We start from the raw sequence: 17,299 nt of genomic DNA, 5'->3' as shown, positions 1-17,299 counted from the left end.
GTGGACAAACATATACTATAATGGGTATAAGGACTATTCGTAGAAAGATATGTCATCAATAATTAGGAGGAAATTACTTGTTATATGCATTAATTCTGGCAGGGGGAAAGGGTACCAGGCTCTATCCTCTGTCACGAGCTAAAAATCCAAAACAGTTTTTAAGAGTCGTAAATAATAAAAGTTTTTTGAGGAGTACTGTAGATAGAATTATTCCTTTGGTTAACAAGAAGAATATATATATTATTACAAATGAAGAATATATAGCTAAAGTACAAGAAGAACTGCCTGATATAAGTAGGGACAACATATTTGCAGAACCTAAAAACAAGGAGACAGCTACATGTATTGGATTTTCAGCAGTAAAACTTCTGAAGAAAGATGCAAGTGCGTCTATGATAATTCTTCCTTCTGATCATTATATAGGAGATCAGAAATTATTTTTGGAAACTATTAACCAGGCGATAGAAATTGCAGAAAAAAAGAGAGGACTTGTAACTATAGGAGTTAAACCTACCAGACCTGAGACAGGCTATGGTTATATAGAAATGGGACAGAGAATAAATGCTACCATAACCAGCTTTAAGGTGGAGCGGTTTTTGGAAAAACCAAATCTGGAGGTTGCAAAAGATCTTATAATGAAAGGCAGCTACCTTTGGAACAGTGGAATGTTTGTATGGAGGGCAGATGTATTCTTGCGGGAAATGCAAAAATATCTTCCTAAAATGTATAAGAGTATGATTGCCATTTATGAAAAACTGGATACAAAAGAAGAAGAGAAAGTTATAAAAAAACAATATGATATAATTGATGGTATTTCTGTAGATTTTGGTATAATGCAGAAGACTAGAAAAGCTTATGTAATCAAGTGCGAGTTTCTATGGGACGATATGGGTACATTTACTGCTATAGCAAGGTTTTTGAATAACTATAAGGGTAATAGAATAAAGGGCGATACATTTTTGGAAGCCAGTGAAAACTGTACTATTTTTGGAGATGGAAGGTTTATAATAGCTTTTGGAGTCAAGGATCTTATAATTATAGATTCTGGTGATGTACTGCTGGTTATGGATAAAAGCAAGGATCAAGAAGTCAAGTATCTGGTGGATATTTTAAAAAATGAAACAAATTTAAAAAAATATTTATAAAACAGTGAAGAATTAGACCATGTAGTTAATAATAACCTATATGGTCTATTGTGATTGAAGCAATCTTATTTTTTCAGTTCTGGAAAGATGCTTTATTTCATACTCGCGTCTCAAGGCATCTTGTTTTGTAGTATACTGCTCGAAGTAAACAAGTTTTACAGGACGCCTTCCACGTGTGTATTTTGCCCCCTTCCCACTGTTGTGAGCTTCTATTCTTCTTTTTATATTGTTGGTATATCCAGTATAAAGTGTTCCATCGGAACACTTTAATATATAAATATAATTCATTAATCCAGCTACTTTCTTTAAGAATTATTTTTTTGACACATACATATTGTTCTTTATATAAAATCTCCATGGATAGTCAGCAGCTTCTTCTGCGTAGTCTACCCCTATTCTTTTGGAGACCTGTATTTCAAATTTTTTTTCACCGCTGTCCAGTATATAAAGGTTGTTTTTACACAGGTCCTCTTTATTTTGACTCCTATCTATAGAAAGAGCACTGCAGAGTTTTCCAGGGCCATTTGTCAAATTTCTTATTTCGTATTTTGAAAGCTGATTGTAGTTTTTTTTAAATCGGTTGTGAGAAATAACGTCTAGGCTGCTTAAAGGTTCCAGCGCTCTTACAAGAACTGCAGTCGGTATTTCTTCCTTTTCAGTTACGATATTGAAGCAGTTGTACATTCCATATATCATGAATATATAGCAAGTTCCGGGCATTCCATACATTACTTCCGTTCTTTTTGTACGTCTGCCTCCATAGGAATGGGCAGCCTTGTCTTTAATACCTTTATAGGCCTCAACTTCAACTATTTTTCCGGAAATCAGGTTACCGTCTATATTATGGACTAATATGTTTCCAAGAAGGTCTTTTGCGACATCTATAGTGTCCCTGCTATAAAAGGACCTTTCAAGTTTTCTCATGATATTCACATCCTTTATAATAATTAATTATATAAAACTATTAGATAGTGTCAAATATTTATGTTAAAATAGTTAATAATAAATATTTTATTAAAGGTTTACAACCGGAAAAGGGGTAATATTATGAAAATACTTTATTATGATTGTTTTTCAGGAATAAGTGGAGATATGAATTTAGGTGCTATGATTGATATTGGGGTGGACAGAAATTATTTTGTATCAGAACTTGCAAAATTGAATATTAATGAATATAATATAGATATAAAAAAAGATACTAAAAATGGTATTTCAGGAACAAAAGTGAATGTTATTTTAGTACATGACACCCATCCTCATGGTGAACACCATTCCCATCATAGAAATTTGCGAGATATTGAAAATATTATAAACTCAAGTGAATTGAATTCTAAAGTAAAAAAAATAAGCCTTGAAATTTTTAAGAAAGTAGCTGAAGCAGAAGCAAAAGTTCATAATAAACCTGTAAATGAAGTCCATTTTCATGAAGTCGGAGCAGTTGATTCCATTGTTGATATTGTAGGGGCGGCTATATGTTTTGATTACTTGAACATAGATAAAGTTGTGTCTTCACAATTAGAGGTTGGATATGGTTTTGTAAAATGTGCACATGGTACACTTCCAGTACCGGCACCTGCTACTGCTGAAATATTGAAGGGCGTACCAATAAAAGCTCAGGTACCCTTTGAAGCTGCAACGCCTACCGGGGCTGCAATTTTAACCTATTTTGCATCTGAATTTACAGACTCTAAGGATTTTAAAATAGACAAAATAGGATATGGCATAGGCACAAAGGATAATGATTCCATACCAAATGTGGTCAGAGTTTTTATAGGAGAAAATAACGAGAATGATTTTTCTGACGGCAGCAGTAATCCAGAGTTCATAAAGGATCATATAAAAGTTATGGAGTGCAATATAGATGATATGAATCCGGAAAATTATGAATATGTAATGTATAGGCTGTTAGAAAAAGGTGCACTTGATGTATATTTGACACCGGTAATAATGAAAAAACAGAGGCCGGCAGAAAAGTTGACTGTTTTATATAGAGAGCAGTGTGAAGAGGATATAATGGACATTGTGTTTTTGAATACTACAACTTTAGGAGTTAGAAAATACAGGGTTGAAAGGGATATGCTCAGAAGGGGAACACAGAAGGTAATCACAAAGTATGGAGAGGTTACAGTGAAAAATTCTTATTACAAAGGCAGAAAAGTACGATCTAAGCCTGAATATGATGATTGTAGAAAACTTGCAATTGAAAATAATGTTAGTATATCTGAAATACAAATTGAAGCAATTAAAATAGGATAAATAGGGTGATAAATTGGACTTAAAATATATAAAAGATTTATTGACAAATGTAAAAGACGGTTCTTTGGATATAGATACTGCTGCCGAGCAATTCAAGGATCTGTCGTTTAAAGATCTTGGCTATGCCAAAATTGACAATAACAGGGAACTGAGGGTCGGATATCCAGAAGTAATTTATTGTGCAGGTAAAACTGTTTCCCAGGTAAAGGGGATAGTTCAATTCATGTTGACAAAAGGTGATAATATACTTGGAACGAGAGCCAGTGAAGAACAGTATAAGGCGGTAAAGGAAATATGTCCCAGAGCAGAATATAATAAGGAATCAAGAATTATTACCATTAAAAACAAGTATGTTGAGCCATCAGAAACTTATATAGCTGTTGTAACTGCAGGTACGTCTGATATTCCAGTTTCAGAAGAGGCTGCATTAACTGCAGAAATGTTTGGAGAGAAAGTTGAAAGAATATATGATGTTGGAGTTGCCGGTATACATAGATTATTTAATAAGCTGGATTTAATACGAGGGGCAAAAGTAATAATTGTTGCAGCAGGTATGGAAGGAGCCCTGGCAAGTGTTATTGGAGGATTGGTTGACAAACCGATTATTGCTGTTCCAACCAGTGTGGGTTATGGTGCTAATTTTGGTGGACTTTCAGCTCTTCTGGCTATGCTTAATAGCTGTGCAAGTGGAGTGAGTGTAGTGAATATAGATAATGGGTTTGGTGCAGGATATTTGGCAAGCATGATAAATAGGATTCATTAAAAGTTTACTGAAACTTAACGAGCTTCCCAACCAGGTTAAATAATCTGTATAATGATATAGAAAATATATCGTTATCATTTTCCACATGTTATGATGAAATATTCATTAATTGCAAAATATTTTAAATATACCCATTTTGGAGGGTTTGTACTAGAATTTAAAGAAGCACTCTTCAGCTCTTTAAATGACTATGAATATCAACTAATATCTATAATACCAATTGATTGAACATTAAAAATTTGAAAGTTATAATGAAATGGTAGCTATTGAAATTGTAATTATCAGAATTATTTTTGTAATGTGTAGGAATTATTCTTATGAATTAATATTTATCGGGAGGGAATGGCAAATGAAGTTAACAGGAGTACTAGAAAAGACAGCTAAGGATACACTTGTAAAGGCGGGAATACAGCTGCTGAACAGTAAAAATCCGGAAAAAAGTCTTGGTAAACTATTCGCACTAGTTAAGAAAACTGTAGGCAAAAATGAAGAAAGCCTGGCAAAAGTTTTAAGAGTAGAGGAATTATATAATACAAATCCGGCAATTCATGAACTTGTTACTGGTATAGTAAGGGATACTGATAGAAACTGCATGGATAAGTTCTTTAGAAATTTCTTTGCAAATGCAGCGTGGTACGGAGTACCAAAGAGAGAAAAATTTTTAAAGCAGACAGGAATAAAAACACCTTTTACAATACTTATAAGTCCATCCATGAGATGCAATTTACGCTGCACTGGATGCTATGCTTCAAGTTATAGTAAAAAAGATGACATACCTTTTGAAGAATTGGATAGAATTGTTGGAGAAGCAAGAGATCTCGGAATTTACTATTTTATAATTCTTGGAGGAGAACCTTTTATAAATGAATATATGCTTGATTTGTATGAAAAATATAATGACTGTATGTTTACTCCTTTCTCCAACGGAACTTTATTTACTGAAGAGGTAGCCGATAGAATTCAGAAACTTGGCAATGTAATTCCAATGTTTTCTCTTGAGGGATTTGAAGAAGAGACAGATGCCAGAAGAGGCAAGGGAATATTTAAAAAAGTCATGCATGCGATGGATCTTTTGAAGGAGAGGGGTGTTCTGTTCGGTGTATCATCTGCAACAGGAAGGCATAATATAGATACGGTAACTTCTGATGAATTTATAGATATGTTGATAGAAAAAGGTTCCAAGATGAGTTGGTATTTTCTATTTATGCCTGTTGGAAAAGAACCGGATACAAGTCTGATGTTGACTCCTGAACAAAGATTGAAGCTTGGTGAGAGAGCAAGAAAGATAAGAACTGAAAAACCATATTTTACTATAGATTTTTTCAATGATGCTCCTTATGTAGGAGGTTGTATAGCTGGAAAGTTCTATTGCCATATAAATTCAGAAGAACAGGTGGAACCATGTATATTTGCACATTTTGCTGTAGATAGTTTAAAAGGTGGTAAAAAACTTGTTGATGCTTTTAAATCTGATTTCTTTAAGGAGTTGAGAAATAGACAGCCATATAATCATAATTTACTTTTACCATGCATGATGATAGATAATACGCAGCAGATCAGGGATATTGCCAAAAAGACCGGGGCAAAACCTACGGATGAAGGTGCTAGAATGATGCTTGAAGATCCTAAATTTCGGGCAGAGCTTGATAAATTGTCAGGTGATTTTAAGCCTTATGCAGAGAAAGCATGGAAAGAAGAATTTAATTCAGAGGGAAATTATAAAATGGCGAAAGGTTAAAAAGTGCTGAAGGATAATTTCTTCAGCACTTTTTTATTAAAATGTACATAGGAGAATATTTATGAAGAAGTATATAAAAATGAGCCTGATTTTTATGCTTATTTTAAGTTTAAGCATGATAACCTCCTGCCAGAAAAAGGACTCCTATAATAAAACAGAATTTTATAGAGGGAATATAACCATTGTAACAGATGGATTTCATGAGAGTCAGATTAAATTGGCAGCAGATGAATTTAAGAAGAGTCACAAATATGCTGACTTAAATATAAGAACTGATAATAATTTTGAAAGTACTATGAACAACTATGATATTATAAGTGTTAGTGATGAGAATGTGAAATATATTATAGATAAATATAAGGGGAACATACTGGATTTGACAAGTTCACTATCCGACTATAGAAATAATATAATATCAAACAAACTTTATAATGGCATTTATAAGGGAAAGGTCTATGCTGTTCCATGGGAATCAATTCCAAGACTTATAGTATATAGAAAGGATATATTTAAAAGTAGAGGAATAAATGCCATGGATATCAAAACGTGGCAGGATTATATAAATATAGGTAAAAAGTTAAGCAAGGAAACTGGAAAATATTTTACCGGAAATGACTTAAGCACCAATGATTTAAATTTGATGTTGGCAAACCAGCTTGGAACCAGTTATTTTAATGATAGCGGAAAGCTGGATTTTGAATCTGAAAGGTGGTCTAGAATACTTGGAATTCAAAAACAGATATATTCCCAAAATACAATTATAAATTTTGGGTCTGAAAAAGAAGTTATAGATGCTGCTGTAGGTGGAAATATTTTAGCTTTTATTGCAAGCCCATATTCTGTAAGAGACTTGATGAATGCAATGCCGGAAAGTAAAAATATGTGGGGAGTTATGGATCTTCCGGCATTTGAGCCTGGAGGAAATACAAGTGTATCATTAGGTGGCATGAATTTTATTGTAAATAAAAATTCTAAAAATGCCAGGTTGGCAAGTGCATTTATAAAATTTATATTGATGGATGATAAACTTCAGTTAGAGCTGCTTGATAAATATGGAAGGATACCTGTGTATAGAGAGTCATATTATTTTAAAGATGTAAATAAATCTGTTGAATATTTTGATGACAAAATATGGACACATTTCATAAATTCTCAGCAGAGGGCTTCAAATATAGAATATACTAAATATTTTCCAGAAGTAAAAGACAAATTAGGAAGCATTTTGAATTCGAATAATATAAAAAATAAAGATACAAAGACTATAGTTTCCTATATAGGAAAAATTTTAGAAAAATCCCCATAAAACGTTTACAAAAGCACGGATATATTGTATAATATTTTCAAGGGAATTAATCATAGGGAATTTTAAAATAAAAGGATAAAATCTTTTAACTAGGAGCGGAAAGCTAGTTAGAAGATTTTATTTTTATGAATTTAATATTTTATTATATATTTTTAAAGTTTCTTCAGAAGTTTTTTCCCACGAGTATGATTTTGAACGTTTCAAACCTTTTAGACTCAATTCGTTTTGTATGGACGCCTCATTTAAAATTGCCTCAATTGAATACATCAAACTCTCTATATCATTTGGATCAATTAATATAGCGCTATCTCCGGTTACTTCAGGTATAGAAGATATATCTGAAGTAATTACAGGGGTTCCACAGCTCATGGCTTCAAGGGGTGGAAGTCCAAAACCTTCATACAGAGATGGATATACGAATAGATCTGAAGCATTATAAAATATTGGCATCATGGATTCTCTTACAAAACCCGTAAATTTTATATTTTTGGATACACTTAAATTGGAACAAAGCGATTTTAAGTTTTCCAACTCATCCTTATTTGATCCGACAATAACTAAATCATGGTCACTGTCTAAATTTTTATAAACTCTGCAAAAAGCTTCTATTAAAGAAGAAACATTTTTTCTGGAACTGAAACCGCCTACGTATAGAATGAAGGGTTTATCTATATTATATTCTGATTTTATTTTATCCCTGCAGAGTTCCTTGTCCATTGGTCTGTATTTTTTATCTGCAGCCAGAGGAGTTACAAATATCTTATTTTTATCTATTGGAAAGAATTTTAATATATCTCTTTTCGAACATTCCGATACAGTTATAATTGCATCGGCTATATTTATAATCTTGGGCATCTCTTTTAAAAACTTGGAAAGATAACCTTTTCCTACGGTTTCGGGCAATATATATGGTATCAAATCGTGAACAGTTATAACTTTTTTACAATCTATATTTTCTGAAATACCTATACCATTTTGAGGTATATGATATATGTCAATATTTTCTTTTTTTAGATTACTGGGAAAATAGTATTGTTCAAAAAATCTATGCTGTCTTTTAGATGCCATTATTATTTTAGTATTTTCTCTATTAAAATTAGTATATTTGTTTCCAGACCAATATATATAATAGAAATTCTCGGGATGCTTTTTTATCATGTAAGCTAGTATTCTGTCTGTATAGGTACCTATGCCAGTGCCTTTATACCAATTAATTCCCCTTGCATCAATGGCAATTTTCATTAATTCTACCTCCATAATAAAGCAAACTAAACAATAATTAAATCCTATATAAAAGCATTATAGTATATATTATTGCTATGTACATAAAAAGGTGAATTTTAAGATTTATCACATACACAAATACTCATTCATATACTACAAATATAGTGATTCTGGAGGAAAAAAAGTGGATATTTTTGCTGTACGCGAATGTGTTGAAGATAATTATGATATCCATGTTGAATATATTGAAAAAATAAAAAATGTCTATAAGATTGATAATGGTTCAAGATGTTTTTGCCTGAAGGTAATAAATTATGATTTTGGGCATTTCCTGTTCATTATTTTAGCCATAAAACATCTGCAGAAAAGTGGATTTAAAAATATACCTAAAATAATTCATACAAAATTTAAAAAGAGTTATATAAAAGTTGAAAACAGCTTTGCCTATTTGACACCATGGATTAACTCTAGAAAGGCAGATTATGATAATGATGAGGATGTATCTATGGCGGCTCTCAAGCTTGCAGAACTTCATAAAAAGAGTTTTGGATTCAAACTTACAAGAAAAATGAACCCGAGAGTTTACTGGTTCAAGTGGATAGAGACATTCAATACAAGAGAAAATGAAATAATGGATTTCAAAAAAAGAATTTTAAATAAGGATAACAAATCAGAATTTGACAAGCTTTATTTCAGTAAAGTACCTGAACAAATTGAAAAGTGCAGATATTCCATAGATAATTTACTAAAAAGCAACTACATGGAAAAGATGAAGGCTGAAGTTAGAAAGAATGGTTTCTGCCATCATGACTATGCGAATCATAATGTACTTATAAGTCCTGATGGCAATATGAATATTATAGATTTTGATTATTGCATACTGGATACTCATCTTCATGATCTGGCAAGTTTATTAATAAGAAAAATGAAGCATGGAAAATGGAAAATGAATAATGCACTGCTTATATTGGATTCTTATAATTCGGTAAATAGGATAACTCAGGATGATATTCCCATTATGGCGGCACTTATGGAATTTCCCCAGGAATACTGGCAGATTGGCATACAGTATTACTGGGAGAAACAGAGATGGGATGAAGAGACATTTATCAAAAAATTGAAAAAAATATTTGAAGATGAGGGAGAAAGACAGGAGTTTATAGAAAAATTTAGAATACAAAAATACAATTAAAGTGGTGAAAGGAGAGATATCATATGTCACATAAAAGAAAATCTGAAGATAGAGATCAAATAGAAAACAAAGATTTAGGATATTATGAAAATAGAGTTACCAGTTTAAAGAAAACTGTAAAGCAGCTGGAAAAAATAAAAAGGAGAAAAAAGCAGGAGGCAGAACTTGAGAGAAAAAGAAGGAAGATATTAAGAAAGATAAAAAAACATCATTAAAATATTGATGTATTTATGGTTATAGAATGAGGTGATTTATAAGTGTATTATTTTGATCTTGATTCATGCTTTTATAAATATCTGGAAGCCAAAAGGATAATCAAAATTAGTAGCTTCAGCTATCAAATTAGAACCAAGGATATAGATGCTGTTAGAATATACAATCAGTTGAAAGTAATAAATGAATTTCACAATAGAACTTTAGGTTATACAGGTTACATGAATAAAAGGTTAAATAACAATCTTGGCAGGACTATAGAACAATATAAAATGTATATAAAATGGCTTAAAAGAGATCTGGAGGAAATAAAAATTTCATATGATAAAAGTGAGTTTAAAAGGATAGTTGGTGAAGTTGGTAAAGGTTATCTGGAGAAAGCTAAAAAATGTATAGAGAATATATACGAAAATAATTATTTGTGTCTTTTAAAGAGAAGCATGAGCAGAAATGAAGTTTGTCTTAAAAATATATCTTTCAATAATTTAAGAATGGTACAGGATACTATAGAAGTAATTAATTTGGATGGATGCTGTTACAATATGGTTGAAATGGATGCAGTAGGTCTGTTGAAAAGGCTGAGACGAAAATCGGTAGATATTGATACTTATGATGTTATATCAAACTATTGCAATATATCACATTTGGACAAGGACAGTCTAGAATTTATGTTATCTATACTTAATTATCCATATGAATTTATGAAATGCTGTAATAAATACAGATACAGAATAAACTCTTTACCTGAAAAAGTGTATATTGATGAACTAAAAAAGATTATATCTAAGTAGATTTTTAGTTTCTATTAATATTAAGGGAGGTATTTATTGTTGGCAGATAGATATTCTGATAAAAAGTGTCTTACGGATTATGACTTATGTGTGGAACTCTTTAAAAGATTTGACTTGAAAGTATATGACGTGGTTCCGGTTAGGAATGTTTATATGATATCTACGGATAAAGGTGAAAAGATTTTAAAGAAGATTGAATATACTTTAGAGGAATTAGATTTTATATATGATGTTTTAAATTATATAAGAATCAAATTCAATAGAATTGTAAACTTTGTAAAAAACAGGCAGGGAGACATTTATACTATATGGAATGGAGATATGTATTGTATAATGGATGTGGTAGACGGTATCGAATGTAACTTTAATAATCCTATAGATTTGACTGCTGCATCAAAGTCACTTGGGGAACTTCATAGAGCTTCCGAGGGATTCAAGACTGATTTGCGAAGTAAATATAATACGGGAAAGACTATCGATACATTTAAAAGAAGAATTGAAGAAATGGAGTTTTTCAAAAATATAGTGAATATCCATGAAAATAAAAATACATTCGATGAGATATTCATAAAAGATGCTGATTATTATATAGATGAAATAAAAAAGAGCATAGACATGCTGGAGGGTGCAGGCTATTATAAATTATGCAGCGAAGACGATAAGATAGCTGTATGCCACAATGATTTGGCATATCACAATATATTGATAAACAGCGGCGAAGCCTATTTTATAGATTTTGACTATGCCATGATTGATATCAAGGTACATGATTTGTGTAACTTTATAAATAAGGTAATCAAAAATTTTGCCTTTGATATAGACAAGGCCAAATTGATAGTTAAAAATTATTGCAAAACCAACAGTTTGAGTAGTAGAGAAATTAAAGTTTTAGGTGCTATGCTAACTTTTCCATATGATTTTTATACTATTTCAAGGGATTATTATGCAAGACGCAAAGAATGGGATGAAAGTGTATTTCTTGATAGGATGAGGAAAAAAGCATCCTATAAAAAAGATAGACAGGAATTTTTAAAAGATTTTCAAAAGGAAATGTGTAGCATTTAATGATCTACTTAATATAAAAAGTTTGTGTATTTTTAATCAGCACAAACTTTTTTATATTCAAGTTATCTTTCATTTATTATTTTATCATAAATATTTAAAGTACGTTCTGCTGTTTTTTTCCAGCTAAATTGGGAAGACCTATACAATCCGGATCTTGATAAATTTTCATAAAGTTTTTTATCAGATAATACGTTTAACATTGCGTTGCATAAATCAACATCATTTTCAGGATCTATTAATAGGGCACCTTTTCCGACTACCTCTGGCATAGATGTTCTGTTGGAAGTTATTACTGGAGTGCCGCAGGCCATAGCTTCTATAGTAGGCAGGCCAAAACCTTCATAAAAGGAAGGATATAAGAATAATTTTGATGCATTATATATATAAGGAAGATGATTTATAGATATAAAACCCGGGAACATGACTCTATCCTGTATATTCAACTTTTCAGTACACTTTTTATATAGTGCGTATGATTTACCCTTGTTTCCCACAATAACAAGATTTATGGGCTTTTTATATAAAGAAATAAATCTTTTGAAGCTTTTTATAGTACCTATTATATTTTTTCGCGGACTGAATCCGCCCACATAAAGTATGAAGTCACCCTCTATAGAATAATATTTTTTGGCTATATATCTGCTTATGCGCTTGTCAAGAGGCCTGTATATATCCTCGCTGGCAAGGGGAGTTACATATATTTTATCTTCTGGAAAATCAAATGCTTTTATTATATCCGACTTTGAAAAGTTTGATACAGTAATTATTCCATCGCATTTCGGTATTATTTTAGGAATATATTCTGAAAATAATTTTAAATACCTGTCGCTTACGGTTTCCGGCATGCGATATGGAATAACATCATGAAGAGTTATAATAAACTTGCAGTTTTTTTTAGATGGAAGCCCGATTCCATTTTGGGGAATATGATAAAGTTGAATTTTTTCATCTTCTAGAATATTTGGGGTATTTATATCATCCCAGAAATTATCTTTTCTATTATCTTTAGTATCATTAAGTTGAAAATTTCTTCTTAAAGTCATTTCAAATTTGCAATCTTGTGGCATAAAAAGAGTATAGTTGTTTATTCTGTCTATTTTATTGAGACAATTTATTAGCTGATAAGTATAAGTACCTATACCTGTACCTCTATACCATTTAGCAGCACGTCCATCAATTCCTATTCTCATGATAAAATTCCCCATAAACTTAGTATATTTTATTATATTAGAATACAGGTAAAAATGTTAATGTTCTTCTAAATAAATACATGTATTCATATAAATATATAGAGGTGATTAAACATGATGCGAGAATTTGAAATAGAGAGGCAATTTGATGTTAAGATTGAATCTATAAAGCCTAATAGAGGTGTATATTTTTTAAAAACCAATAAGGGTTTGAAGTGTTTAAAAAAGATAAATTACGGTACTCAAAAACTTTTGTTTGTTTATGGTGCTAAGGAGCATCTTATTAAAAATGGATTTCCGAGAGTGGATAAGTATTCCGTTAATATAAATGGTAATCCATATGCACTTGTCAATGAGGATATATATACCTTGTCGGAATGGATTCCTGGAAGGGAATGCGACTTTAAAGATGACATTGATATTAAAAATGCATCGAAATGTCTTGCAAATTTGCATGAATCTTCTAAAGGATATCAGCCTCCTGAAAATAGCAAACTTAAAACCGATCTGGGAAGATGGCATCATCTTATGGAGAAGAGAGTTAGGTCCCTTGATAAAATGCGTGATATGAGCAGGAAGAAAAATAATAAGGGCAAGTTTGATATGAATTATATAAAGGAGGTGGAATTCTATAAAGATTTTGGAAAACGGGCCATAAAAGTACTTAAAGACTCGAAGTATAATGAATTATGTGAATTAACTGAACAGGAGATGAGTTTCTGTCATCACGATTTCACATACCACAATATCATAATTGATGATAATGACAATGTAAATGTAATAGATTTCGATTATTGCAAGCGGGAAATAAGAGTATATGATATTTCAACTTTTATGATTAAAGTTTTAAAGAGAGTTAACTGGAATATTGATTATGCAAAACTTATAATAGATTCTTACAATGAAGTCAGTGAACTTAAAGAAGAAGAATATACAGTACTATTTGCATTTTTATTGTTTCCTCAGAGAGTATGGAGACTTGCCAACAGATATTATTATAATGAAGTTAACTGGCCGGTAAATACGTTCAGTAACAAACTAGAACAGCTGATTTCTGAAAAGGACAAATATGTTGAATTTATTGATGAATTTAAGAAATTATACAATTTAAAAGAGATATGAAAATAACAGCTTGAATATAAAAGAGTTCCATTGCGGTTCGCAGCCAAAATAGAACTCTTAATTTATTCACTTAAATAGATTAATTTCATAGTATATATATTATGACTATTTGTGCGGAGATGAAAGCATGAAAATAGGAGATATGGTTGTAAGAAAGTCTTATGGGAAAGATATAACTTTTAGAATAATAGGAGTTGAAGAAGCAAAAGAAGGGAATATTTATACGTTAAAAGGGATGAATTTAAGAATAATAGCTGATGCTGGAGAAGATGATCTTGAAGTGGTTTCAGAAAATTCACTGACTGATACAGAAAAGGTATTTACAAAGAAGATAAATGATTCCATTAGAAATATTTTAATAAACAGGGGGGAGGGATTTAGAGGAGGAGGATTCAGGGGAGGGCCAATACAGGAATACAAATGCAGAAAATTTTCAGAGGGTGGTTCGAAGAATGAACTCGCTTTTGGAAGGCCTGGCAGAATACTTCACATAGATGGGGATGTAGAATATCTGGATGTATGTCTTAAAGTGTATAAACAGCTTATGCTTGATGTTGTTGGCAGGAATATATCTGAAAAAGAACAGCCGGGGAAGGTTGTGGAACTTGTAAGGAATATAAAACCTGATATAGTGGTTATAACGGGTCATGACTCTATTGTCAAAGATTGTACTGACTACACTGATATAAGCAATTACAAAAATTCAAGGTATTTTGTGGAAGCAGTTCGGGAACTTAGAAATTATGAACCCAACTATGATGATCTTGTTATATTTGCCGGAGCGTGCCAGTCATGTTATGAGAAGATTCTGGATTCAGGTGCGAACTTTGCAAGTTCTCCGAGTAGAGTTTTGATTCATTGCCTTGATCCTGTATTTTTATGTGAGAAAATAGCCTATACAAATATAGAAAGAGTTGTTTCTATACAGGAAGCCCTAGAAAATACAATAACCAGGACAAATGGAATAGGAGGACTTCAAACGAGAGGGAAATATAGAGAAGGGTTTCCTAAATCACCTTATGTATAAAATTATTGGGATTGTAAATAATATTGTATATATGAGTGATTACAAGAAATTTTTATAAAAAATTACTTTAATCGTGTTACTTTGCTCGTGTTAACAAAAAATTAATATTGACAAAATAATTTTTTAACTGTAAAATATAAAGTTTACTTGACAATATACCCGTCTGGGTATATAATATAAACGTGGAGAGAAGGTGTTTAATATGGCAAAACCAAATGTTTTGGTTTCGATAAGAAAGAATATTGAAGACCACGTAGGCGATAAAGTTACATTGAAAGCAAACGGTGGCAGAAGAAAGATCTTTGTGAATGAAGGTATAATAGAAAAAGCTTATCCTAGCATTTTTGTAATTAGATTGGAAAATGAGACTCAAAGAAAAGTGACGTACAGCTATTCAGATGTTTTAACAAAGACAGTTCAACTGGTATTTTCGGCATAGAGAATAAATTTTGTCAATCTATCCCAACATTCATATCTACACAACAGTTAATACACAATCAGGATATTATAGATTTATCTAAACTTACCCCCCGTCCTTTTGGATGGGGTAATTTATATTATAATAAATTGTCTATTTCAATTATATCTCAATTTATAAATAAATTCTACCTAAACAAATTATTTTTTATGCATATTAGTGATTTTTTTATTATATAAATTAAATAAGTAGATTTTATGAGGGGGGTAATGACATGAGTATGGATTTAATTAAAGAAAATATAGAATGTGAACAACTTCTTGCTGAAAATTTCTGTGATACCATAATAAAAGCGGAATATGTAATACCCGATACCCATCCAGATGTTTCAGATATTTTAATATTGGATGCAAAACCTGTTATAACAAATGAAGAGGTAATGCAGGATAAAATATTTCTGGAAGGGAAAATTGATTATAATATATTGTATCTGGCACAAGAGGATGATGGAAAAGGAATATACAGCGTAAATTATACAGGAGATTTTTCAAATTATGTAGAAATTCCCGGAGTTCAACATACAATGAGCTGCGATTCGGAGTGCTATATTGAACATATGAATTGTATGATAGCTAATGAAAGAAAAATTCAAATAGAAGGAATTATAAAACTAAAGGGCGAGGTATATAAAAATTATGATTTTGAGGTTGTAAAAGATATAGGTGGTCAGGATGACATACAGATGTTGAAGAATCCAACTACTTTAGACAAGATAGTAGGTACGGTTTCAAGTAACCTGATAGCTAAAACGGAACTTCAGATAGCCTCTGACAAACCTCAGATAGGGAATATATTAAAGGTTGACGCAGTAATTCATAAAAAAGATATAAATGTACTTGAAGACAAGGTTCAAATAGAAGCATATATATTAATCAAAGTACTCTATAGAGGCAAGGATACCAAAGATATAGTAATTGTGGAGGATGATGTGCTCGTAAACAAGGAAGTAGAATTGAAGGGTGCGTCGCCGTCCATGGACAGTTTCACTGATTTTACGCTGGATGGTATGGAGTATACTGTAAGAGAGGATGATCTTGGAGAAGATAGGATAGTTCAAATAGAAGTACTTGCCAAATCAAATACAAAAGTTATGTATAAGGAGGACATGGATATAATAGAGGATGTCTATTCACCTCGTTCGCTTATGAAAATAGACAAAGAGGATTACGAACTGAATGTTATTCATGGTCAGAATACAATCCAGAATATGGTCAAGTCCAATATAGAATTGAAGGATGATGAAAAACTCCAGAATATATTTATGTGTCATGGAGATGTATGTATTACAGATAAAAAAATAGTTGAAGACAAGGTGGTTGTAGAAGGTGTGCTGAATGTAAAGGTCCTCTATGGAGTTTCAGGTGGCTCGATAAGCAAGGCAGATGAAGAAATACCCTTTACTTGTTCCGTAGACATACCTGGGAGCAAAATTGACATGCAGTGTATAGCAAAGGCTTCAGTTGAAAGCATGGATGCCGGTATAGAGGTAAATACCATAGCCATCAAGGCTATAATAGAAGTTTATGCAAGAGTTAACTATATTACACATAAGGAGTTCCTTGTAGATGCAGACAATCTTGAAGAAGAAATACCAGAAAAGAAGGCAAGTCTTACCATATATGTTGTTCAAAACGGTGATACTCTCTGGAAGATATCCAAAAGGTATTCCAGTACTATAGAGGATCTGGTCAAATTAAATGAGATAGAAGATCCTGACAATATAAAAATAGGAGATAAACTTCTTATACCGGGCAGGGCTATAATTTAAGTATTCGCTTAAACTTCAGTAATT

The 17,299-nt window shown here is 31.7% G+C and carries 17 protein-coding genes; 13 read left to right on the top strand and 4 right to left on the bottom strand.

Annotated features, from left to right (window positions below):
* Positions 1–77: 77 nt before the first annotated feature.
* On the top strand, positions 78–1,145 hold the full coding sequence (locus LKE46_RS13885) for a mannose-1-phosphate guanylyltransferase (RefSeq protein ID WP_291723516.1): 1,068 nt from the start codon (positions 78–80) through the stop codon (positions 1,143–1,145).
* A gap of 45 nt (positions 1,146–1,190) precedes the next feature.
* Here LKE46_RS13885 and LKE46_RS13880 read toward each other — a convergent pair whose 3' ends face one another.
* A complete protein-coding gene (locus tag LKE46_RS13880) occupies positions 1,191–1,433 on the bottom strand; it encodes a GIY-YIG nuclease family protein (RefSeq protein ID WP_291723513.1) in 243 nt (80 codons plus the stop codon).
* A gap of 24 nt (positions 1,434–1,457) precedes the next feature.
* Positions 1,458–2,069, bottom strand: a complete 612-nt coding sequence (locus tag LKE46_RS13875; protein WP_291723510.1) for a DNA-3-methyladenine glycosylase — start codon at positions 2,067–2,069, stop codon at positions 1,458–1,460.
* A gap of 120 nt (positions 2,070–2,189) precedes the next feature.
* Here LKE46_RS13875 and larC point away from each other — a divergent pair, with 120 nt between their 5' ends.
* The 4 genes from larC (at position 2,190) to LKE46_RS13855 (ending at position 7,205) form a co-directional block, all read left to right on the top strand.
* Entirely contained in the window at positions 2,190–3,401 is a 1,212-nt protein-coding gene (larC, locus tag LKE46_RS13870; protein WP_291725706.1) for a nickel pincer cofactor biosynthesis protein LarC, read from the top strand.
* 13 nt (positions 3,402–3,414) lie between these two features.
* The gene (gene larB, locus LKE46_RS13865) at positions 3,415–4,164 is read left to right on the top strand and encodes a nickel pincer cofactor biosynthesis protein LarB (RefSeq protein ID WP_291723506.1); all 750 of its coding nucleotides are present in this window, start codon (positions 3,415–3,417) and stop codon (positions 4,162–4,164) included.
* A 349-nt stretch (positions 4,165–4,513) separates the two neighbouring features.
* Positions 4,514–5,902, top strand: coding sequence for a radical SAM protein (locus tag LKE46_RS13860; RefSeq protein ID WP_291723503.1), 1,389 nt, complete (start codon positions 4,514–4,516; stop codon positions 5,900–5,902).
* A 61-nt stretch (positions 5,903–5,963) separates the two neighbouring features.
* Positions 5,964–7,205, top strand: coding sequence for an ABC transporter substrate-binding protein (locus LKE46_RS13855; protein ID WP_291723500.1), 1,242 nt, complete (start codon positions 5,964–5,966; stop codon positions 7,203–7,205).
* Positions 7,206–7,328: 123 nt separating this feature from the next.
* Here the strand turns inward: LKE46_RS13855 and LKE46_RS13850 are convergent, their stop codons facing one another.
* Positions 7,329–8,447, bottom strand: a complete 1,119-nt coding sequence (locus tag LKE46_RS13850) for a glycosyltransferase family 4 protein (RefSeq protein ID WP_291723497.1) — start codon at positions 8,445–8,447, stop codon at positions 7,329–7,331.
* A 166-nt stretch (positions 8,448–8,613) separates the two neighbouring features.
* On the opposite strand from LKE46_RS13850, the gene LKE46_RS13845 reads away from it, so the two are divergent.
* From LKE46_RS13845 to LKE46_RS13830, 4 genes are read left to right on the top strand one after another with little or no spacing between them, the layout of a single operon-like run.
* Positions 8,614–9,621 (top strand): CotS family spore coat protein, encoded by a 1,008-nt coding sequence (locus LKE46_RS13845; protein WP_291723494.1) that lies wholly within the window; start codon positions 8,614–8,616, stop codon positions 9,619–9,621.
* A gap of 23 nt (positions 9,622–9,644) precedes the next feature.
* Positions 9,645–9,836, top strand: coding sequence for a hypothetical protein (locus tag LKE46_RS13840; protein WP_291723492.1), 192 nt, complete (start codon positions 9,645–9,647; stop codon positions 9,834–9,836).
* 42 nt (positions 9,837–9,878) lie between these two features.
* Entirely contained in the window at positions 9,879–10,625 is a 747-nt protein-coding gene (locus LKE46_RS13835; RefSeq protein WP_291723489.1) for a spore coat protein, read from the top strand.
* A 39-nt stretch (positions 10,626–10,664) separates the two neighbouring features.
* Positions 10,665–11,690 carry a CotS family spore coat protein gene (locus LKE46_RS13830; protein WP_291723485.1) on the top strand — a complete coding sequence of 342 codons (1,026 nt, stop codon included), beginning with the start codon at positions 10,665–10,667 and terminating at the stop codon, positions 11,688–11,690.
* A 62-nt stretch (positions 11,691–11,752) separates the two neighbouring features.
* Here LKE46_RS13830 and LKE46_RS13825 read toward each other — a convergent pair whose 3' ends face one another.
* Positions 11,753–12,880, bottom strand: a complete 1,128-nt coding sequence (locus tag LKE46_RS13825; protein ID WP_291723482.1) for a glycosyltransferase family 4 protein — start codon at positions 12,878–12,880, stop codon at positions 11,753–11,755.
* 114 nt (positions 12,881–12,994) lie between these two features.
* Here LKE46_RS13825 and LKE46_RS13820 point away from each other — a divergent pair, with 114 nt between their 5' ends.
* From LKE46_RS13820 to LKE46_RS13805, 4 genes are all read left to right on the top strand, one after another.
* Positions 12,995–14,002, top strand: a complete 1,008-nt coding sequence (locus LKE46_RS13820) for a CotS family spore coat protein (RefSeq protein WP_291723478.1) — start codon at positions 12,995–12,997, stop codon at positions 14,000–14,002.
* Positions 14,003–14,129: 127 nt separating this feature from the next.
* A complete protein-coding gene (yabG, locus tag LKE46_RS13815; protein ID WP_291723476.1) occupies positions 14,130–15,029 on the top strand; it encodes a sporulation peptidase YabG in 900 nt (299 codons plus the stop codon).
* Between the two features lie 202 nt (positions 15,030–15,231).
* Positions 15,232–15,468, top strand: a complete 237-nt coding sequence (locus LKE46_RS13810; RefSeq protein WP_291723475.1) for a Veg family protein — start codon at positions 15,232–15,234, stop codon at positions 15,466–15,468.
* Positions 15,469–15,721: 253 nt separating this feature from the next.
* The gene (locus LKE46_RS13805) at positions 15,722–17,275 is read left to right on the top strand and encodes a DUF3794 and LysM peptidoglycan-binding domain-containing protein (protein WP_291723474.1); all 1,554 of its coding nucleotides are present in this window, start codon (positions 15,722–15,724) and stop codon (positions 17,273–17,275) included.
* Positions 17,276–17,299 lie beyond the last annotated feature (24 nt).

The sequence above is a fragment of the Clostridium sp. genome (genome assembly GCF_022482905.1).
Classification (GTDB): domain Bacteria; phylum Bacillota; class Clostridia; order Clostridiales; family Clostridiaceae; genus Clostridium_B.
This window is presented reverse-complemented; position numbering and strand designations above follow the sequence as displayed.

Bases quoted from the DNA above. Each gene is read 5' to 3' on its own strand.
- LKE46_RS13880 (WP_291723513.1), bottom strand. From the start codon at position 1,433: ATGAATTATATTTATATATTAAAGTGTTCCGATGGAACACTTTATACT.
- LKE46_RS13875 (WP_291723510.1), bottom strand. From the start codon at position 2,069: ATGAGAAAACTTGAAAGGTCCTTTTATAGCAGGGACACTATAGATGTC.
- LKE46_RS13820 (WP_291723478.1), top strand. From the start codon at position 12,995: ATGATGCGAGAATTTGAAATAGAGAGGCAATTTGATGTTAAGATTGAA.
- yabG (WP_291723476.1), top strand. From the start codon at position 14,130: ATGAAAATAGGAGATATGGTTGTAAGAAAGTCTTATGGGAAAGATATA.
- LKE46_RS13810 (WP_291723475.1), top strand. From the start codon at position 15,232: ATGGCAAAACCAAATGTTTTGGTTTCGATAAGAAAGAATATTGAAGAC.
- LKE46_RS13825 (WP_291723482.1), bottom strand. From the start codon at position 12,880: ATGAGAATAGGAATTGATGGACGTGCTGCTAAATGGTATAGAGGTACA.
- LKE46_RS13855 (WP_291723500.1), top strand. From the start codon at position 5,964: ATGAAGAAGTATATAAAAATGAGCCTGATTTTTATGCTTATTTTAAGT.
- LKE46_RS13805 (WP_291723474.1), top strand. From the start codon at position 15,722: ATGAGTATGGATTTAATTAAAGAAAATATAGAATGTGAACAACTTCTT.
- LKE46_RS13860 (WP_291723503.1), top strand. From the start codon at position 4,514: ATGAAGTTAACAGGAGTACTAGAAAAGACAGCTAAGGATACACTTGTA.
- LKE46_RS13850 (WP_291723497.1), bottom strand. From the start codon at position 8,447: ATGAAAATTGCCATTGATGCAAGGGGAATTAATTGGTATAAAGGCACT.
- LKE46_RS13840 (WP_291723492.1), top strand. From the start codon at position 9,645: ATGTCACATAAAAGAAAATCTGAAGATAGAGATCAAATAGAAAACAAA.